The sequence below is a fragment of the Mycobacterium sp. IS-2888 genome (assembly GCF_001954215.1).
Lineage (GTDB): Bacteria > Actinomycetota > Actinomycetes > Mycobacteriales > Mycobacteriaceae > Mycobacterium.
In genome coordinates this window covers 28,061-46,723 of record NZ_MBET01000067.1, presented here as the reverse complement: position 1 = coordinate 46,723, position 18,663 = coordinate 28,061, and the positions used below count along the sequence as shown (strand labels likewise).

Annotated in this window: 17 protein-coding genes and 1 tRNA gene; 8 read left to right on the top strand and 10 right to left on the bottom strand. The window is 66.9% G+C overall.

The genetic code is table 11. From position 1 onward, the window contains the following. The 6 genes from A5745_RS12935 to A5745_RS12910 all read right to left on the bottom strand — a co-directional run bounded on the left by A5745_RS12935 (position 1) and on the right by A5745_RS12910 (position 7,851). A complete protein-coding gene (locus A5745_RS12935) occupies positions 1 to 1,164 on the bottom strand; it encodes an acyl-CoA dehydrogenase family protein (protein WP_076116352.1) in 1,164 nt (387 codons plus the stop codon). Continuing rightward, positions 1,161 to 3,149 (bottom strand): acetyl/propionyl/methylcrotonyl-CoA carboxylase subunit alpha, encoded by a 1,989-nt coding sequence (locus A5745_RS12930; protein ID WP_076060511.1) that lies wholly within the window; start codon positions 3,147 to 3,149, stop codon positions 1,161 to 1,163. Before A5745_RS12930 ends, A5745_RS12935 begins: the two co-directional genes overlap by 4 nt. A gap of 2 nt (positions 3,150 to 3,151) precedes the next feature. Next, positions 3,152 to 4,735: a carboxyl transferase domain-containing protein gene (locus A5745_RS12925; RefSeq protein ID WP_076116349.1), complete on the bottom strand. Its 1,584-nt coding sequence runs from the start codon at positions 4,733 to 4,735 to the stop codon at positions 3,152 to 3,154. Then, positions 4,732 to 5,376, bottom strand: coding sequence for a CoA transferase subunit B (locus A5745_RS12920; protein ID WP_076060507.1), 645 nt, complete (start codon positions 5,374 to 5,376; stop codon positions 4,732 to 4,734). Before A5745_RS12920 ends, A5745_RS12925 begins: the two co-directional genes overlap by 4 nt. Beyond that, positions 5,373 to 6,119: a CoA transferase subunit A gene (locus A5745_RS12915; protein ID WP_076060505.1), complete on the bottom strand. Its 747-nt coding sequence runs from the start codon at positions 6,117 to 6,119 to the stop codon at positions 5,373 to 5,375. The genes A5745_RS12920 and A5745_RS12915 overlap by 4 nt, the downstream gene beginning before the upstream one ends. Before the next feature lie 94 nt (positions 6,120 to 6,213). Further along, a complete protein-coding gene (locus A5745_RS12910; RefSeq protein ID WP_076116336.1) occupies positions 6,214 to 7,851 on the bottom strand; it encodes an AMP-binding protein in 1,638 nt (545 codons plus the stop codon). 130 nt (positions 7,852 to 7,981) lie between these two features. On the opposite strand from A5745_RS12910, the gene A5745_RS12905 reads away from it, so the two are divergent. The 4 genes from A5745_RS12905 (at position 7,982) to A5745_RS12895 (ending at position 10,361) form a co-directional block, all read left to right on the top strand. Then, entirely contained in the window at positions 7,982 to 8,638 is a 657-nt protein-coding gene (locus A5745_RS12905) for a TetR/AcrR family transcriptional regulator (protein ID WP_076116332.1), read from the top strand. Between the two features lie 36 nt (positions 8,639 to 8,674). Continuing rightward, positions 8,675 to 9,466, top strand: a complete 792-nt coding sequence (locus tag A5745_RS12900; RefSeq protein WP_076116330.1) for an MmpS family transport accessory protein — start codon at positions 8,675 to 8,677, stop codon at positions 9,464 to 9,466. 213 nt (positions 9,467 to 9,679) lie between these two features. Next, positions 9,680 to 9,838 (top strand): hypothetical protein, encoded by a 159-nt coding sequence (locus A5745_RS24695; protein ID WP_170874457.1) that lies wholly within the window; start codon positions 9,680 to 9,682, stop codon positions 9,836 to 9,838. Positions 9,839 to 9,860: 22 nt separating this feature from the next. Further along, on the top strand, positions 9,861 to 10,361 hold the full coding sequence (locus A5745_RS12895; protein ID WP_076060497.1) for a universal stress protein: 501 nt from the start codon (positions 9,861 to 9,863) through the stop codon (positions 10,359 to 10,361). A gap of 3 nt (positions 10,362 to 10,364) precedes the next feature. Here the strand turns inward: A5745_RS12895 and A5745_RS12890 are convergent, their stop codons facing one another. Further along, complete coding sequence (locus A5745_RS12890) at positions 10,365 to 11,708, bottom strand: MFS transporter (RefSeq protein WP_076116328.1); 1,344 nt, start codon at positions 11,706 to 11,708, stop codon at positions 10,365 to 10,367. A gap of 42 nt (positions 11,709 to 11,750) precedes the next feature. Here A5745_RS12890 and cmrA point away from each other — a divergent pair, with 42 nt between their 5' ends. Then, the gene (gene cmrA / locus A5745_RS12885) at positions 11,751 to 12,557 is read left to right on the top strand and encodes a mycolate reductase (RefSeq protein WP_076116326.1); all 807 of its coding nucleotides are present in this window, start codon (positions 11,751 to 11,753) and stop codon (positions 12,555 to 12,557) included. 3 nt (positions 12,558 to 12,560) lie between these two features. Here cmrA and A5745_RS12880 read toward each other — a convergent pair whose 3' ends face one another. Further along, on the bottom strand, positions 12,561 to 14,120 hold the full coding sequence (locus A5745_RS12880; protein ID WP_076060492.1) for a helicase HerA-like domain-containing protein: 1,560 nt from the start codon (positions 14,118 to 14,120) through the stop codon (positions 12,561 to 12,563). Between the two features lie 105 nt (positions 14,121 to 14,225). Between A5745_RS12880 and orn the strand changes: the two genes are divergently transcribed. Both orn and A5745_RS12870 read left to right on the top strand, forming a co-directional pair. Continuing rightward, positions 14,226 to 14,873, top strand: coding sequence for an oligoribonuclease (gene orn / locus A5745_RS12875; protein WP_076116324.1), 648 nt, complete (start codon positions 14,226 to 14,228; stop codon positions 14,871 to 14,873). A gap of 35 nt (positions 14,874 to 14,908) precedes the next feature. After that, positions 14,909 to 14,984: transfer RNA gene (locus tag A5745_RS12870), tRNA-His, on the top strand. Positions 14,985 to 15,012: 28 nt separating this feature from the next. Here the strand turns inward: A5745_RS12870 and A5745_RS12865 are convergent. Both A5745_RS12865 and A5745_RS12860 read right to left on the bottom strand, forming a co-directional pair. Continuing rightward, positions 15,013 to 16,212, bottom strand: coding sequence for an Ig-like domain-containing protein (locus A5745_RS12865; RefSeq protein ID WP_076116504.1), 1,200 nt, complete (start codon positions 16,210 to 16,212; stop codon positions 15,013 to 15,015). A 113-nt stretch (positions 16,213 to 16,325) separates the two neighbouring features. Continuing rightward, positions 16,326 to 17,228, bottom strand: coding sequence for a DMT family transporter (locus A5745_RS12860; RefSeq protein WP_371336933.1), 903 nt, complete (start codon positions 17,226 to 17,228; stop codon positions 16,326 to 16,328). 114 nt (positions 17,229 to 17,342) lie between these two features. Between A5745_RS12860 and A5745_RS12855 the strand changes: the two genes are divergently transcribed. Further along, entirely contained in the window at positions 17,343 to 18,581 is a 1,239-nt protein-coding gene (locus tag A5745_RS12855) for a GNAT family N-acetyltransferase (RefSeq protein ID WP_076116322.1), read from the top strand. Positions 18,582 to 18,663 lie beyond the last annotated feature (82 nt).

Below are 18,663 nucleotides of genomic sequence, written 5' to 3'. Positions count from 1 at the left end.
TCATGAAAGCCCCAGGGATCGCGCGATGAGCATCAGCTGCACCTCGGTGGTGCCCTCCCCGATCTCGAGCACCTTGCTGTCGCGGTAGTGACGTGCCACCGGATATTCGTTCATGAAGCCGTAGCCGCCGTGAATCTGGGTGGCGTCGCGGGCGTTGTCCATGGCCGCCTCCGACGAGATCATCTTCGCGATCGCGGCCTCCTTCTTGAATGGCTTGCCCGCCAACATCTTTGCGGCCGCCTCGTAGTATGCCGTGCGCGCGACATGCGCCCGGGCTTCCATCCGCGCAATCTTGAAGCTGATCGCCTGGTAGGAGCCGATCGGTTGGCCGAACGACTGGCGTTCCTTGGCGTACTTGACGCTCTCGTCCACGCAGCCCTGCGCGGCCCCGGTGGCCAGCGCGGCGATCGCGATCCGCCCCTCGTCCAGGATGGACAGGAAGTTGGCGTAGCCGGTCCCGCGGGCGCCCAGCAGGTTCTCCTCCGGGACGCGCGCGTCGGCGAACGTCAGCCCATGGGTGTCCGACGCGTTCCAGCCGACCTTGTTGTAGACCGGCTCGACGGTGAATCCCGGTGTGCCGTTGGGCACGATGATCGTCGAAATTTCTTTTTTGTTCTCGGCGATGGTTCCGGTGACCGCGGTGGCGGTGACCAGTGATGTGATGTCGGTGCCCGAGTTGGTGATGAATTGCTTGCTCCCGTTGATCACCCACTCCCCGTTCTCGAGCCGGGCTGTGGTGCGCGTGCCGCCGGCGTCGCTCCCCGCGCCCGGCTCGGTGAGCCCGAAAGCGGCTAGCGCCCGCCCGGCCGTCAGGTCCGGCAGCCATTTTTGCTTCTGCTCCTCGGTGCCGAACCGGTAGATCGGCATCGCGCCGAGACCTACCCCGGCTTCCAGCGTGATCGCCACGGATTGGTCGACCTTGCCGAGCTCCTCGAGGGCCAGTGCCAGGGCGAAGTAGTCGCCGCCCATGCCGCCGTATTCCTCCGGGAACGGCAGCCCGAACAACCCCATTTCGCCCATCTTCGCGACGACCTCGTACGGGAAGCTGTGCTCCTCATCGTGTTTGGCCGACACCGGCGCAACGACGGTGCGCGCGAAGTCGGCAACGGTGTCGCGGAGATCCTCGTATTCCTTGGGCAAAGTCCCCGCGGTGATTGTGGTCATGCCTCGTCCTTACTCTCTTCGTCCGGAATCAGCCGGGCCAAAATCTGGTCCACTGACACCTGATCGCCCACCGAGACCAGCACCTCGGCTCGTCCCGAAACCGGTGCGCTCAGCGAATGTTCCATCTTCATCGCCTCGACGACCACGACGACGTCGCCTTCGGAGACCTCGGCACCGGAATCCACCTGAACGGCGATCACATTGCCCGGCATCGGGCTGACAATCTCCGCCTGTAGCGCGCCGGCCGCACGATGGATCTTTTGCTCCTCGGCCTCCCGCAGGTGCCACGTTCCGCGCTCGTCGGCGATCCACAGGTGCCGGTCGGCCTCGGCCCACCGGTAATCGCGGCGCAGGCCATCCAGCGTCACGCTCAGCCGCGATCGCTCGACTTGCACACTCGCGGAAGACTTCTCACCGTCACCGACCTGGACCGTCGCGGCCTCGGGCGGCCCCCAAACCGATACCGTCTCGGTGCGCAGCGGGGTGCGCATCGCAGTGCGCACCGGCGCGGCATTGCCGCCGACGCGCCATCCCGTCGGCGCCGCCCACAGGTCGCCGTTGGCGCGACGGGCCAACGCCCACTGCCGGAACAGGCCGCCCGCGGCGAGCACGTCGTCGGGGGCGGGCAGCGGCGCGAAGTCGACGAGCCGCTCATCTAGCAGCGCGGTGTCCAGGTCGCCGGCGCGCACCCGCTCGCCGGCAAGCAGAAAGCGAAGGAACTCGACGTTGGTTTGCACGCCCAGGACGGCGGTCTGCGCCAGCGCCCGGTCGAGCCGTGCCAGGGCCTCGTCGCGGTCGGCGCCGAAGGCGATCACCTTGCTCAGCATCGGGTCGTAATCGCTGCCCACCATCGTCCCCGCCAACAACGACGAGTCCACCCGCACCCCCGCGCCCGCGGGTTCGAAGACCTGCAACACCCGCCCGCCGGTGGGCAGAAATCCGCGTCCCGGATCTTCCGCGTACACCCGGGCCTCGATCGCGTGTCCGCGCAGCTCGATGTCGTCCTGCGCGAACGCCAGCTTCTCGCCGGCCGCGACCCGCAACTGCCATTCGACCAGATCCAGCCCGGTGACCTCCTCGGTGACCGGATGTTCAACCTGCAGACGGGTATTCATCTCCATGAAGAAGAATTCGTCCGGCCGGTCCGCGGACACGATGAACTCCACCGTGCCCGCGCCGACGTAATCCACGCTGCGCGCGGTGTTGCAGGCCGCCGCGCCGATCCGCGCCCGGGTCTCGGGATCAAGCAAGGGCGAGGGCGCTTCCTCGATGACCTTCTGGTGACGCCGCTGCAGGCTGCACTCGCGCTCGCCGAGGTGGATCACGTTGCCGTGCGCATCGGCGAGCACCTGCACCTCGATGTGCCTGGGCCGCAACACGAATCGTTCCAGGAACAACGTGTCGTCGCCGAACGAGGAGGCCGCCTCCCGGCGCGCGCTCTGCAGCGCCTCGCGCAGCCGGGCCGGGTCGTCGACCAATCTCATGCCCTTGCCGCCGCCGCCGGCCGACGGCTTGATCAACACCGGATAGCCGACCTCGTCGGCCGCCGCGATGAGTTCGTCGTCGGTCAGGCCCGGCCGGGCCACCCCGGGCACCACGGGAACGTCGAAGGCCGCGACCGCATTCTTGGCGGTGATCTTGTCGCCCATCACCTGGATCGCACGCGCCGGCGGACCCAGGAACACCACCCCGGCGCGTTCGCACGCCGCCGCGAAATCGGCGTTCTCGGAAAGGAACCCGTAGCCCGGGTGGATCGCCTGCGATCCGGTGCGCGCCGCCGCGTCCAGCACACGGGAGATGTCGAGGTAGCTCTCGCGCGCGGCGGCGGGCCCCAGCCGCACCGCCTCGTCGGCCTCCAGCACGTGCCGTGCGGCGGCGTCGGGATCGCTGTAGACGGCGACCGACCGGATGCCGAGCCGGCGCAGGGTGCGGATCACGCGCACCGCGATCTCGCCACGGTTGGCCACTAACACGGTCTCGAACATCGTCACATCCGGAAGACGCCGTACGAGACCGGTTCCAGCGGCGCGTGCGCGCACACCGAAAGAGCAAGCCCGACAAATGTTCTGGTGTCGGCCGGATCGATGATCCCGTCGTCCCAGAGGCGTGCGGTGGAGTAGTACGGGTTGCCCTGGTCCTCGTACTGCTCGCGGATCGGCGCCTTGAATCCTTCCTCGTCGTCGGGTGACCACGGTTTGCCCGCCGCGGCGAGTTGTTCGCCGCGCACGGTGGCCAGCACGGACGCGGCCTGCTCGCCGCCCATCACCGAGATCCGCGCGTTGGGCCACATCCACAGGAAGCGCGGTGAGTAGGCGCGACCGCACATCGAATAGTTGCCCGCGCCATAGGATCCGCCGATCACAACGGTCAGCTTGGGCACCCGTGCGCACGCCACAGCAGTGACCATTTTGGCGCCGTGCTTGGCGATGCCCCCGGCCTCGTAGTCGCGGCCGACCATGAACCCGGCGATGTTCTGCAGGAACAGCAGCGGGATCTTGCGCTTGTCGCACAGCTCGATGAAATGCGCGCCCTTCAAAGCGGATTCGCTGAACAGCACGCCGTTGTTGGCGACGATGCCGACGGGATGGCCGTGGATGCGCGCGAAGGCGGTCACCAGGGTCTTGCCGTAGTTGGCCTTGAATTCGCTGAATTCGCTGCCGTCGACCAGCCGCACGATGACCTCGTGCACGTCGTAGGGCACCCGCGGATCCGGCGGCACGACGTCGTAGAGCTCGGACTGTGGATGCGTGGGCTCGACGGAGGGCCGCACCTCCCATTGGCTGGGCTGACGCGGCGCGAAGGTGGCCGCGATCGCGCGGACGATCCGCAGCGCGTGTTCGTCGTCGTCCGCGAGGTGGTCGGTGACCCCGGATACCCGTGAATGCAGGTCACCGCCGCCGAGCTCTTCGGCCGAGACGATCTCGCCGGTGGCCGCCTTGACCAGGGGTGGGCCGCCGAGAAAGATCGTGCCCTGTTCGCGGACGATGACGGCCTCGTCGCTCATCGCCGGCACGTAGGCGCCGCCCGCCGTGCACGAGCCGAGTACCGCGGCCACCTGCGGAATCTCCTTGGCGCTCATGGTGGCCTGGTTGTAGAAGATCCTTCCGAAATGCTCCCGGTCGGGAAACACCTCGTCCTGGCGCGGCAGGAAGGCGCCGCCGGAGTCGACCAGATACATGCAGGGTAGCCGGTTCTGCAGCGCGACTTCCTGTGCGCGCAGGTGCTTTTTGACCGTGATCGGGTAATAGGTGCCGCCCTTGACCGTGGCGTCGTTGGCCACGATCACGCACTCGCGACCCGACACCCGGCCGATCCCGGTGATGATCCCGGCGCCGGGCGACTCGTCGTCGTACATGCCGCCCGCCGCCAGCGGGGACAACTCCAAAAACGGGCTGCCCGGGTCGAGCAGTCGGTCCACCCGTTCGCGGGGCAGCAGCTTGCCGCGGCTGACGTGACGCTCCCGCGCACGTTCGTTGCCCCCGAGGGCCGCGGCGGCAAGCTTCGAATTCAGCTCCGCGACCAGCCTGCGGTGCTCATCGGCGAAAGACGGCGCAGCAGTCAGGGAGGTCACTGTGCGGCCGCTCGAATCGTAAGGGGCGGTTGGGTCTTGGCGATGACTTCCTCGACCGAGACGTCGGGGGCGGTCTCGATCAGGTGCAGTCCGTCGTCGCAGATGTCGATGACCGCGAGCTCGGTGACGATGCGATTCACGCAGGCGACCCCGGTCAGCGGCAGCGTGCAGCGCTCGAGGATCTTGGGGCTGCCGTCCTTGGCGGCGTGCTCCATCATCACGATCACCTTGCGGGCGCCGTGCACCAGGTCCATCGCGCCGCCCATGCCCTTGATCATCTTTCCCGGGATCGTCCAGTTGGCCAGATCCCCGGTGGCCGAGACCTGCATGGCGCCCAGCACCGCGACGTCGAGGTGCCCGCCGCGGATGATCCCGAATGACGTTGAGGAGCAGAAGAACGCCGCGCCGGGAAGCGTGGTGACCGTTTCCTTGCCGGCGTTGATCAGGTCGGGGTCGAGCTGCTCGCGCTTGGGGTATGGCCCGACGCCCAGGATCCCGTTCTCCGAGTGCAGGATCACGTGCACGCCCTCGGGAATGTGGTTGGGGATCAAGGTGGGCATCCCGATGCCCAGGTTGACGTATTGGCCGTCTTCGAACTCCGCGGCGATGCGGGCGGCCATGTCGTCTCTGCTCCACGTCATTCGCGCACCGTCTCTTTCTCGATCAGCTTGGTGGGATTGGGTACGTGCACCACCCGCTGCACGAACACCCCCGGGGTATGGACCGTGGCGGGGTCGATCTCTCCGGGCTCGACGAGGTGTTCGACCTGGGCGATGGTGATCCGTCCGGCCGCCGCGCAGTCGGCGTTGAAGTTGGCCGCCGCTTCGCGGTAGACCAGGTTGCCGTGGCGATCCCCCTTCCAGGCGTGCACCAGGGCGAAATCGGTGCGGATCGAGCGCTCGAGAACGTAGGTGACGCCGTCGAACTCGCGGGTCTCCTTGGCCGGCGACACCACGGCCACCTCCCCGGAGGCGTCGTAGCGCCAGGGCAACCCGCCGTCGGCGATTTGGGTGCCGACCCCGGCTGGCGTGTAGAACGCCGGAATTCCCATGCCGCCGGCGCGCAGCCGCTCGGCGAGCGTGCCCTGGGGGTTGAGTTCCACTTCGAGCTCGCCGGAGAGGAATTGGCGGGCGAACTCCTTGTTTTCGCCCACATAGGACCCGGTGGTCCGGCGAATCCGCTTGTGCTGCAACAGCAACCCGAGCCCGGCGCCGTCGATGCCGCAATTGTTCGACACCGTCTCGAGATCGGTGACACCGCTATCGACCAGCGCAACGATCAGCGCTTCGGGGATGCCGCAGACCCCGAATCCTCCCACCGCCAACGACGACCCGTCGGCGATGTCCGCCACTGCCTCGGCAGCGGTCGCGAACACCTTGTCCATTGCCGCAAAGCCTCCTCGCTGCGTCAGCGGATTTCAGTTAATTTTCATTAACTGGGTGAGAATACCATTACCCGTACCGTCGCGTCCAGGGAGGTCAGGCCTGGTTGCGGAGGTGCTCGACGGCTCGCTCCCGCAGCTCGATTTTGCGGACCTTGCCGGTGACCGTCATCGGGAACTCGTCGACGATCCACAGATGCCGTGGGATCTTGAACCCGGCGATTCGGCCGGTGCAGAACTCCCGCAGACGCGCGACGGTGAGCCGCGGCGCGCCGTCGCGCAGCACGACCACGGCCATGATCTCCTCCCCGTACTTTTCATCCGGCACCCCGATGACGTGGCAGTCGACGATGTCGGGATGGGTGTGCAGGAATTCCTCGATCTCGTGCGGCGAGATGTTCTCCCCACCGCGAACGACGATGTCCTTGATCCGGCCCGTGATCCGGACGTAGCCGTCCGCGTCCATGGCGGCCAGATCGCCGGTGTGCATCCAGCCGTCGGCGTCGATGACCTCCGCGGTCCGCTCGGGGTCGCGCCAATAGCCGGCCATCACCGAGTAGCCCCGGGTGCAGAACTCGCCGGCGACGCCGCGGGGCACGGTCGCACCGTTGGCGGGGTCTACCACCTTGACTTCCAGATGCGGGCCCACCCGGCCGACGGTGCCGACGCGCCGTGCCAGCGAATCGCCGGTGCGCGTCTGGCAAGAGACGGGCGATGTTTCGGTCATGCCGTAGCAGATCGAGATGCCCGGCATGTGCATGTGCTCGATCACCTCGCGCATCACCTCGACCGGGCAGGGCGAGCCCGCCATGATCCCGGTGCGCAGGCTGCGCAGCTCGTAGTCGGCGAATTCCGGCAAGCCGAGCTCGGCGATGAACATCGTCGGCACGCCGTAGAGGCTGGTGCACCGCTCCGCTTGTACCGCCCACAAGGTGGCGGCCGGTTCAAAGCCGGGCCCCGGAATCACCATGCACGCACCATGACTGGTTGCCGCCAGATTGCCCATGACCATGCCGAAGCAGTGATAGAGGGGCGTCGGGATGCAGATACGATCCGCGGCGGTGTACTCGAGCAGCTCACCCACCAGGTAGCCGTTGTTGAGGATGTTGCGGTGGGTCAGTGTGGCGGCCTTCGGGTATCCCGTTGTGCCGGAAGTGTATTGGATGTTGATCGGATCGTTTCGGTCCAGCCCCGCCGCGATCTCGTTCAGCGTGTCCGTGTCGGCGTCGGTATCGGCGAGTTCGTTCCAGCGGTCGCTGTCCAGCAACACCACGTCGCTAAGGCGGGGGCAACGCGGCGCCACGTCGGCCAGCATCGCGGCGTAGTCGCCGGTCTTGAAGCTCCTAGCGGCGATTACCATCGCGATCTCGGATTGCCTTAGCGCATACTCCAATTCGCTGGCGCGGTAGGCGGGATTGATGGTCACCAGTATCGCGCCGATCTCGGCGGTCGCGTACTGGACGAGCACCCACTCCCACCGGTTCGGCGCCCAGATGCCGACCCGATCGCCCACACCGATCCCCGCCCGCACCAACCCCGTGGCCAAACGCCGCACGGACACCAGGAATTCGGCGTAAGTCCAGCGACGTTCGGCCCGGACGTCGACGAGTGCGTCAGTGTGGGCGTGCCGAGCGGCCGTGGCGGCGAGGTTGGCGCCGATGGTCGTCTCGAGCAGCGGAGGCTCGCTCGGACCGCGCTCGTAGGACAGCAGGTCTGCGGCTCCGGTTGCTGCCACGGTTCCTCCGGCTCGGTTGTGCTATCAACCTAGACCGTCGCCCACACCGACGACCATGCCGCAATCTGAGTTAATAACCGATAACTCGTGCTATGTTAGCCGCAATTAACCGAGTGGACGGAGGCCCGTCATGACGACGTCCGTTCCGAACGGCCGGCCCAGTACCGCTGACGCGCGAAATCGCCGCAGCCAGTTGAAATCAGATCGGCGCCTGCAACTGCTGGCCGCCGCCGAACGGCTGTTCGCCGAGCGCGGTTTCCTCGCGGTGCGCCTGGAGGACATCGGCGCGGCCGCCGGCGTCAGCGGCCCGGCCATCTATCGGCACTTCCCCAACAAGGAATCTCTGCTCGTCGAGTTGCTGGTCGGGATCAGCGCCCGGCTGCTCGCCGGCGCCCGAGATGTGAAGGCCCGCAGCCCCGACGCCGCCTCGGCGCTGGACGGCCTGATCGACTTTCATCTCGACTTCGCGCTGGGCGAACCGGATCTGATCCGCATCCAGGACCGCGACCTGGCCCGCCTGCCCGAGGCCGCCGAGAAGCAAGTGCGCAAAGCCCAGCGCCAGTATGTAGAGGTGTGGGTGAGCGTGCTGCGCGAGCTGAACCCCGGGCGGGCCGAAGCCGATGCCCGGCTGACGGCGCACGCCGTCTTCGGCTTGTTGAACTCGACGCCGCACAGCATGAAGGCTGGCGAAAGTTCGCGCACCCGAGGGACGGGGGTGGCGCGGTCACGTGCGGTGATGCGGGCGATGACGGTCGCCGCGTTGCTGGCCAGTGAGCGGAGCCCGTAGCGTCGCGCCAGGTACCCTGCATGCCATGAGGCGGACATGAACGATCCACGCCCGACGGAGCGGTTCAGTCCCCCTCTTCCGGGATACGAACCGCCCGGGCCGCAGGGCCCGCCGAATCCGCCGCCCGTCGATCCGGCGTACGCCGGGCAAGCGCCCTACGCGCCCACCTACGGCGGTGGGTATGGCCCGCAATGGACGCAGAGCCTGAACGAGACCAACCCGACCGATCAGTTGCCTGCGTACTGGCAGCACGGCCAGCCTCCGCCGGGCGAGCTGCCCCCCGAGGGCACCGGTCCCCCGCCGCCGGAAGGCCCGAAGTCGCCGCGGTGGCTGTTGATCGCCGCCGGTGTGGCGGTGCTGTTGGTCGTCGCACTGGTAATCGCCCTGGTGCTCGCCAACGGCGCGGTCAAAACGCAGACCGCCGTGCCGCCGCTGCCCGCCATGCCGGGGTCGAGCCCGGAAACCACCACCCCGACCACGCGGACCTCGCCGCGGTCGCGATACCCGCTGCCGCCGCCCTCCGTCTCCACCACGCCGACCGACACGACCGGACCCGCCGGGATGCAAAGCGTCGTCTACGACGTCAACGGCGACGGGCGGGCGATCAGCATCACCTACTGGGACACCGGCGACGTCATACAGACGGAGTTCAATGTGGCGCTGCCATGGACCAAGCAGGTCAGCCTGTCACGGTCGCCGGCTCATCCGGCCAGCGTGACGATCATCAACATCGGCCACAATGTCACCTGCACGCTCACGGTGGACGGGGTCCAGGTGACCCAACGTGTCGGAGTGGGCATCACCATCTGCGACGCCGCGCAGCACTAGGACCGTTCTAACCCCGCGTGGCGCACAGCATGTTGCGCCTGCGCGGGTTACTCACATCGGGAATCGTGAAAATCGGGTTTGCCGTCCCCGGCAGATCGGGTATGCGGCGCACGTAAGCGCATCCGGCGACGGTCTGATCGGGAGGAACCCCAAGGGGCGCTTCATTTGCCGGGGAATTTCCAATTACACATTCCACACGCGGGAAGTCGTCTTATGAATGATGCGTCTCTAAAGCGGGATCTGTGCGAATTCGCCACCGAGCTGCGCCAGCTGGCCTACACCATGCCTAGCGGGCACGAAGACCCACTCGTCCGCCTGAGCGAGCGGATGATCCATTACGCCAAGGAAGAGGGCGCTACAGACACCACGTAAACGCGCATGACTGGGAGAGAATATGGGCGCCTATCAGACCCTGGTCGTCGGCACTGATGGCTCGTACACATCGTTTCATGCGGTGGACCACGCAGCCGCGTTCGCCGCGGCAAACAATGCGAAATTGATCATCGCGATGGCCCACTTGTCTTATCTGACCAAGGGAGACAAGGGCGGCTGGGGAAGACCAGCCCGGCCGGATCGGGTGATTGATGGCCGCGCCGAAGTCGCCCTCGGGAGCGAGGGGGACTACAAGGTGCACGGAATGGCCGCCATCTATGCGATCCTGCGGGAGGCCGAGGACCGAGCCAGGGCGGCTGGAGCGAAGGACATCGAGGCGCGACCGATTCGGGGTGATCCCGTACACGCGCTGTTCCGCCTCGCCGCGGAGGTCAAGGCCGATCTGTTGGTGGTTGGCAACGTGGGACTAGCCACGCGCAGCGACAAATGGCTTGGCTCTGTGCCCGGAAACGTCTTGCGCAGGGCGAAGACCGACGTGCTGCTCGTCCACACCACCGACTGAGAGTTACCTGGCCTTACTCACCGTTGTGTGTTGCCGCGGCGGGACTCGAACCAGCGCCATGCCCAGCAGCCCGGCGATCAGTACCAGCGCGATGCCGCCGAGGCCGGCGCGGACGGCGCCGAACGCGTCGACGAACACCGAGAACAGCCACGGCGCCAGGAATGCGACGGCCCGTCCCGTCATGGTGTAGAGGCCGAACGCCACGCCTTCTCTGCCGTGGTGAGCCATCTGGAGCAGTAGGGCGCGCGCCGACGACTGCGACGGCCCGATGAACATGCACAGCAGTAGTCCGCATATCCAGAAGGGCACGGGCCCGGACAGCACCATCAACGTGAGCGCCATGGCGACGATCGCCACCAGCGACCCGAGGATCACCGGTTTGGATCCGATGCGGTGGTCGACGAACCCACCTAGGACGGCGCCCACCGCGGCCACCACGCTGGCCGCGACGCCGAAGATCAGCACGTTGGCCTGCGAGATGCCATACACGTTGACCCCCAGCACCGCGCCGAAGGCGAAGATCGCCGCCAGTCCGTCCCGGAACAGGGCGCTGGCCCCGAGGAAGTAGACGAGGTTGCGGTCGCGCCGCCATTCCGCGGAAACCTCCCGCCACAGCTTGCGGTAGCCACCGAGCAGACCGGCGGGCGGGGGCGCCTGCGTCGAATCGGGCAGCCGGTGCGCGGCGAGCAGCAACGGCAGCGCCAGCACCGCCAGCCACGCCGCGGCCGCCAGCATCGCCACCCGGACGTAGAGCCCGTTGGCGACGGGAAGCCGTAGCAGCCCACGCACCGCGCCCGGGCCGGAGCCAGATCCGGCGATGAATCCCGTATAGATCACCGCCAGCAGCACGACGCTGCCGAGATAGCCTGCCGCCCAACCGAGTCCGGAGATGCGGCCCGCCGTCGCCGGCGTCGAGAGCTGACGCAGCATCGCGTTGTACGGAACGCTGGCCAGGTCACCGCACGCCGCCGTCGCCCCCAACAGCACCAGCCCGGCAAACAGGTAGCCCGGGCTGTCGCGGATGAAGAACATCGAACAGGTCAGCGTCACCGCCAGGGCCGTCAACACGCTCAGGACCACGCGCCGGCGGTGCGGGGCTTCCACCCAGACGCCGACGACGGGCGCCAGCACCGCGACGGTCAGCCCGGCGACGGCCCCAGCGCGACCCAACCAACTCGCCGGCGTGGTCGGGCCGGGCAAGCCGACCCCCACGCTGCTGGTCAGATAGACGGAGAACACGAAGGTCGTCACGATCGCGTTCAGGCCGGTGGATCCGGTATCCCACAGCGCCCACGCCACGATTCGGGATCGCGCAGCGGTGCGCGAACCCGAATCCGGCTGACTCATGCCCGGCACTCTATGTGTTGGGGGGCTGTCTACGATTGGCGCATGCCGATACCCGCGCCCAGCCCTGACGCGCGCGCCGTTGTCACCGGAGCTTCGCAAAACATCGGCGAAGCGCTGGCCACCGAGCTCGCCGCGCGCGGCCACAGTTTGATCGTCACGGCCCGGCGCGAGGACATCCTGACCGAGCTGGCCGCGCGGCTGGCCGACAAGTATCGCGTCACCGTGGAAGTGCGACCGGCCGACCTTGCCGACCCGGCGGATCGCGCGAAGCTGTGCGACGAGCTGGCCGCCCGCCCGATCTCGATCCTGTGCGCCAACGCCGGCACCGCGACGTTCGGCCCGCTTGCGGCCCTCGACCCGGCCGGCGAGAAGGCGCAGCTGCAGCTCAATGTCCTTGGGGTGCACGACCTTACGCTGGCGGTGCTGCCCGGCATGATCGAGCGCAAGGCCGGCGGCATCTTGATTTCCGGTTCGGCGGCGGGCAATTCGCCGATCCCTTACAACGCGACCTACGCGGCCACCAAGGCGTTCGTGAACACCTTCAGCGAATCGATACGCGGCGAACTCCGCGGTTCCGGTGTGCATGTCACCCTGCTGGCCCCGGGCCCGGTGCGCACCGATCTGCCCGACGACGCCGAGGCCACGCTGGTCGAGCGGCTGGTGCCGGACTTCCTGTGGATCTCCACCGAGCACACCGCCCAGGTATCGCTGGATGCGTTGGCGCGCAACAAGATGCGCGTCGTCCCTGGATTGACGTCGAAGGCAATGTCGGTGGCGAGCGGGTATGGCCCCCGCGCCATTGTCGCGCCGATCGTGGGCAGCTTCTACAAGAAGCTCGGCGGCGGGTAGTCGTTACTTCCGACGCCGTCCGCTGCCGAAAAGATTGCGGATGATCTCGCGTATGCCGGTGTTGACATAGCCTTTCACCGTCGGGTTTTTCAGGATTTCCTCCCACATCGCGGGGCCCTTGGGCTCGAACGGCGCTGGCATCGGCGGCACGTCGAGCTGCTCCGGTAACGGCAGCTGATCGTACTGGCCACGCGGAGCCGACTGGGGTGACGGAGCCTGCGGGGGCGGCGGGGGCTGCTCCGGCTGTTGAACCGTCTGGCCGTATTTGGCCTGCAGCGGACTGGATTTGGCCGCGGCGGCGACCGCGTCGGCGCCGATGGCGGCCATCAGCGACCGCGGCACTCGCATGCGGGTCCACGCGACCGGCGTGGGTGCGCCCTTCTCGGAGAGCACGGTCACGACGGCCTCGCCGATTCCCAACGACGTCAACGCCGACTCCAGGTCGTACACATCGGTTTTCGGATAGGTGCGCACGGTCTTGGACAGCGCCTTCTGGTCGTCCGGCGTGAACGCCCGCAAGGCGTGCTGGACGCGGGCGCCCAGCTGGGAGAGAACGTCGTTGGGCAGGTCGGTGGGCAGCTGCGTGCAAAAGAACACCCCGACGCCCTTGGAACGAATCAGCTTGACGGTCTGCTCGACCTGCTCGAGAAACGCCTTGGACGCATCGGTGAAAAGCAGGTGCGCCTCGTCGAAAAAGAACACCAGCTTCGGCTTGTCCACGTCACCGACCTCGGGCAGCACGGTGAACAAGTCGGCCAGTAACCACATCAGGAAGGTGGAGAAGATGACCGGGCGCAAAGTCTGACCGCTGAACTCCAGCAACGAGATGATGCCGCGGCCCTGGTCGTCGACGCGCAAAAGATCCTGCGGCTCAAGCTTCGGCTCGCCAAAGAACGTGTCGCCACCCTCACCGGCGAGATTCACCAGGGCGCGCAGGATGACACCCGCCGTCGTCGACGACACGCCACCGAGGTCTTTTAGATCGGCCTTGCCCTCGTCGCTCGCCAGGTGGCTGATGACACCTCGCAGATCGCCCAGGGTGACCAGCGGGCGTCTGTCCTTCGCCCAGTGAAAGATCAACCCGAGCGTCGACTCTTGAGTAGCGTTGAGCCCCAGCACTTTTGACAACAGAACCGGACCGAAGCTAGCGACGGTCGCGCGCACCGGCACGCCCACTCCGCCGGTGCCGAGCGACAGAAACTCCACCGGATATCCCGTCGCCGCCCAGTCGTCGCCGGTGTCTTTGGCGCGTGCCGCGGTCCTGTCGTTTGCCTCCCCCGGCCGGGCCAGGCCCGATAGGTCGCCCTTCACGTCGGCCATCAGCACGGGTACGCCGGCGGCGCTGAGCTGCTCGGCGATCAGTTGCAGCGTCTTGGTCTTGCCGGTCCCGGTCGCCCCGGCCACCAGGCCGTGCCTGTTGACGGTGGCCAGCGGGATGCGAATCTGAGCGGTCGGGTCGGCCGTGCCGTCGACGACGACCGTGCCCAATTCCAGCGCTTGGCCTTTGACGGCGTAACCGCTCGCGATCCGCTGCGCGGGTGTCGCCGCCGACTCGGTGCTCATCGTGTCGCGCCCCTCGGTCGTTGGGTAAGCACCGCCCACCCTACTGCCCGTCGGCAAGCGGGGGCAGGGCCCGACGGGGTCCGACGTGCGCCTACGCTGAGCGCTGTGCGCGACGAATTGGTGTGGATCGACTGCGAGATGACCGGGCTGAACCTGGGTTCGGACAAGTTGATCGAGATCGCGGCCCTGGTCACCGACGCCGACCTGAACATTCTTGGCGACGGCGTCGACGTGGTGATCCACGCCGACGACTCCGCGCTGACTTCGATGATCGACGTGGTCGCCGAAATGCACTCGCGCTCGGGCCTTATCGACGAAGTGAGGGCATCGACCGTCGACCTCGCGACCGCCGAGGCAATGGTTATGGACTACATCGGCAACCACGTCAAGCAGCCCAAGACCGCGCCGCTGGCAGGCAACTCGATCGCCACCGACCGGTCGTTCATCGCGCGCGACATGCCCGCGCTGGACTCGTTTCTGCACTACCGGATGATCGACGTCAGCTCGATCAAGGAACTGTGCCGGCGCTGGTACCCCCGCATTTACTACGGCCAGCCGGTCAAGGGGCTGTCCCACCGCGCGCTGGCCGACATCCACGAATCCATCCGGGAATTGAAGTTCTACCGGCAGACCGCATTCGTGCCGCAGCCGGGCCCGTCTACCAGCGAAATCGAGGCGGTGGTCGCCGATCTCGGCGGCGGAGGGCAAGCGGCCGGGCCAATCGATTCGGCCGCCGAGCCACCGACCGGCTAGTATCGACAGTCGCTGCGCGTCTAGGCGCGGCCATGGTGGCTGTAGTTCAGCTGGTAGAGCACCAGGTTGTGATCCTGGGTGTCGCGGGTTCGAGTCCCGTCAGCCACCCCACTGTCGGAGCGCCCGCGCCCCGACATACTCAGGTGTTGGCGTTGCCGGCCTTCCACACCGGCCACGGAACGTTCCAGTCACCCAGCCCCTCGGTCCCCGGCAGCGTCGGCCCCACGGTGTTGACGATCTCGACGATGTCGCCGCTCTTGCTGTGGTCGTAGAACCACTCGGCGTTGCTCGGGCTCACGTTCAGGCACCCGTGGCTCGTGTTGGTGTGGCCCTGGGCGCCGACCGACCACGGCGCGGAGTGTACGAAGACGCCGCTGTAGGAAATCTGCGTGGCCCAATCGACGTCTGTGCGATACCCGTTGGGCGAGTTGACCGGAACCCCATAGGTCGAGGAATCCATGATGATGTGTTTGAATCGCCCACCGACGATGTAGACGCCGTTGGCCGTCGGGGTGCTGTTCTTACCCATCGACGTCGGCATGGTCTTGACGACTTCACCGTTGACCCGCACGGTCACCATCTTGGTGTTGTCGTCCGCGGTCGAGATCACCTCGTCGCCGATGGTGAAGTGCGTCTTGACGTTGTCTTCACCGAACATCCCGTCACCCAGGTCGACACCGTAGGTGTTCACCGCCACATCAACGGTGGTTCCCGGTTTCCAGTAATGCTCTGGGCGCCAACGCACTTCGCGGTTGTTCAACCAGTAGAACGCGCCCTCGACGGGCGGGTTGGTCGTGATCGTGACGGCCTTCTGGGCGGCGGCGCGATTCGCGATGTTCTCGTCGAAGCGGATTGCCACCGGCTCGCCGATGCCCACCACCTCGCCGTCGGCGGGAGCGGCGTAGGGCATGGTCAGGTGCGCGGGCGAACTGGTCGCGAAGCTCATCTGGCGATTCGCCGCCGCACCACCGAGCCCGAGCGCCTTCGCAGTCAGCGTGTAGCGGCGGTTGTAGCCGAGCGGCTCGGTGGTCGACCAGCGCAGGCCGTCGGGGCTGAGTTGCCCGTTTATCGTCTTGCCGTTCTCGTTGACCATGCTGACCGACGCGAGCACCCCGTCGGCAACGCTGACCGTCACCGGCGCGTCCACGGTGACGCCGACGGCGCCGTCGGACACCGACGACGTGAGCTTGGGCACCAGCAGATCGGCGAACGGCGTGCCCTTGTCGAAGATGACCTTCGTGGGCGCGGCCGTGTGTCTGCTGCTGCAGGCGACACCGATGACAGCAAACATGATCATGGCCACAAGCAGCCACGATCGGCGTCTGCGCAAAGGCGTCATCGAGCTGCCTTCCAATGAGATCGGCTGAGTTTGGTCACCGCTGACCGGAATCGGTGCATGCATTCTAATGGGTTCTGGCCGCTCCCCATGCCGACATTGACCGGCGACGGGCGTCACAATCGCGACAAGTTCTCCATTTGGGCCCCGTCGCGGGTCGAGACGGCTTCGACGCGCGCGAGTTTGACGATGGCCGCCGTCATGACCAGCGCCGCCGCCGCCAAGGCGACCGTCCCTGCGCCACCCGCTTTCAGCGTCTCGTCTAGCACCACGACGCCCAGCACCGCCGCCACGACCGGCTGCGACATCTGCAGGGTCGGCATCGAGGCGGTCAAGGGCCCGGCCCGGAAAGCCGCCTGGCTCCACACCACACCCCCGGCCGCCGCCAGCAGGAGGGCGTAGAGCTCGGGCGTTTGGGTTACCGCCCACCCGCGATCGCCGAGCCGAGCGACGACCTCCCTCGCAAGCACCGCAAACACCCCCCACAACGAACCCGAGACAAGGGCGAACAGCACCGCGGCCACGGAGCCACCCCAGAAGCGCCCGGCCACGACGCACGCGACCAGCAGCGGCCCGAGGACCACGGCCACGACCGCCCAGGTGTGCAGCGGGGCGCTCGAACGACCGGCCTGCGGATTGCCGACGACCACGATCACGATCACCGCGGCAGTGAGCAAGCCCGCCCAGATCCACTCGCCCCCGCTCACCGTGCGCTGATACAGCCTGGCATTGATCGGCAGCGCGAACAGCAGCGAAAGCACGAGCAGCGCCTGCACCAGTAGCACCGATCCCTGACCCAGCGCGGCCGCCTGCAGCACGACGCTTGCCGCGAGCAGCAATGTGCCCCACCACCATCGTCGGCTGCGCAACAGGTTGGCGAACAACTCGATGTGGCCGACCGCCCCGTCGGCGACGCAGTGTGCCGCTCGTTGCTGCAGCACGTCGCCGATCGCGATGCACAGCGCGGAACCCAGCGCAAGCAAAACGGCGATATCGAGCCGAGTGATTCCTTGCAGCATTGCCGTATCCCATACCCAAACGTGGCAGTTCTGACCCGTCGGAAGTGCGGCCAGGTTTGAGTCCCGGCCACTCGGGTATCGGTTTGGCTGGGGTAGAAGCGGATTGGATATGCGATGAACACGGCGGACGAGTCGATCAGGATCAGGCATCCAACCGAAGACGACTGGCAGGTGGTCTACGAGAACCAGGCTCGCGCTTTCGGGGATCCGGTGGGCGCGCGGGACGTCGAAGCCTGGAAACGTCGCGTCGAATTGGAGGACATTCTCCTCGCCGAGGATTTCTCCGATCCGCAGCGGCCATTCCTGGTAGGGACGTCGATCATCTACCGCTCGCGGCTCACCGTGCCCGGTGGCGCCCGCCTGCGGGCCGCGTGGCTGTCGATGATCGCCGTCGCGTCAACGCATCAGGGCAAGGGAATATGGGCGCAGCTCAGCGCCGAGGGGCTGGGCAAACTGTTGGAGCGCGGCTATCCGATCGTGTGCGGGGTGCCGACCCAAACCGCGATGTACGACAACTTCGGCGCCGGCGTGGCCACCTACAGCCGCACTTACTCGATCGACCGGCGCTCGGCGAAGTTGCGGGACGCGCCCAGTGGTAACCGGGGCCGCGAGGTCAACGCCGCCGAAGCGCGGCGACATCTGCCCGAAATCTACGAACGGTGGTGCGCCGCAACCGATGGGGCCGTCGAGCGCAACGAGGCGTGGTGGACCGACTATCTGGAAGACCGATCAACGCAGCGCGGCAACCGATCCGCGCTGAATTGCACGATTCATCCGGACGGCTTCCTCACGTATCGCGTCATCACCGAGACGCAGCACGGGTTTCGGCCGCCGCTGGGAACCGTTGTCGTGCAAGACTTCTGCCCCATCACCGACGAAGCCCATACCGAGCTGTTGCAGACGTTGTTGGTTTTGGAGATGTTCGACGACATCGAGATCGACGTGCCGGTCGATGACCCGCTGCCGCTCAAACTGCGTGACCAGCGTTCCGCTCGAACCATGGGCGTCAACGACTTTCTCTGGGTACGCATCAACGATGTGCCCGAGGCGCTCGGTGTCCGCGGGTACTTCGCCGACGCCGAGGTCGCGCTGGAAGTGGTGGACCCGCTCAAACTCGCCGGGGGCCGATTCCTCCTGCAGACCCGCGATGGTGTGGGCAAATGCGTGCCGCACGAAGGGCCTGCGGACGTGGAACTCAGCCTGGGTGACTTGGGGACGCTCTACATGGGCGCACACCGCGCCTCCGAGCTTGTCCGGGCGAACCGCATCACCGAGGTGCGCCGGGGTGCCCTACGCGAGCTGGATGCCGCGTTCAGTACCGAACGAGCACCGTATTGCGGGACGCTTTTCTGATGTGCTGTCTCAGCTACCCTGGAAGGGTCGAGATTTCGCTCCGCGGCAGGACGCCTGTTATTGTCGCCTACGCGGTCTCGGC

Bases quoted from the DNA above. Each gene is read 5' to 3' on its own strand.
- A5745_RS12935 (WP_076116352.1), bottom strand. From the start codon at position 1,164: ATGACCACAATCACCGCGGGGACTTTGCCCAAGGAATACGAGGATCTC.
- A5745_RS12930 (WP_076060511.1), bottom strand. From the start codon at position 3,149: ATGTTCGAGACCGTGTTAGTGGCCAACCGTGGCGAGATCGCGGTGCGC.
- A5745_RS12920 (WP_076060507.1), bottom strand. From the start codon at position 5,376: ATGACGTGGAGCAGAGACGACATGGCCGCCCGCATCGCCGCGGAGTTC.
- A5745_RS12915 (WP_076060505.1), bottom strand. From the start codon at position 6,119: ATGGACAAGGTGTTCGCGACCGCTGCCGAGGCAGTGGCGGACATCGCC.
- A5745_RS12905 (WP_076116332.1), top strand. From the start codon at position 7,982: ATGACGACGTCCGTTCCGAACGGCCGGCCCAGTACCGCTGACGCGCGA.
- A5745_RS12900 (WP_076116330.1), top strand. From the start codon at position 8,675: ATGAACGATCCACGCCCGACGGAGCGGTTCAGTCCCCCTCTTCCGGGA.
- A5745_RS24695 (WP_170874457.1), top strand. From the start codon at position 9,680: ATGAATGATGCGTCTCTAAAGCGGGATCTGTGCGAATTCGCCACCGAG.
- A5745_RS12895 (WP_076060497.1), top strand. From the start codon at position 9,861: ATGGGCGCCTATCAGACCCTGGTCGTCGGCACTGATGGCTCGTACACA.
- A5745_RS12890 (WP_076116328.1), bottom strand. From the start codon at position 11,708: ATGAGTCAGCCGGATTCGGGTTCGCGCACCGCTGCGCGATCCCGAATC.
- cmrA (WP_076116326.1), top strand. From the start codon at position 11,751: ATGCCGATACCCGCGCCCAGCCCTGACGCGCGCGCCGTTGTCACCGGA.
- A5745_RS12880 (WP_076060492.1), bottom strand. From the start codon at position 14,120: ATGAGCACCGAGTCGGCGGCGACACCCGCGCAGCGGATCGCGAGCGGT.
- A5745_RS12865 (WP_076116504.1), bottom strand. From the start codon at position 16,212: ATGACGCCTTTGCGCAGACGCCGATCGTGGCTGCTTGTGGCCATGATC.
- A5745_RS12860 (WP_371336933.1), bottom strand. From the start codon at position 17,228: ATGCTGCAAGGAATCACTCGGCTCGATATCGCCGTTTTGCTTGCGCTG.
- A5745_RS12855 (WP_076116322.1), top strand. From the start codon at position 17,343: ATGAACACGGCGGACGAGTCGATCAGGATCAGGCATCCAACCGAAGAC.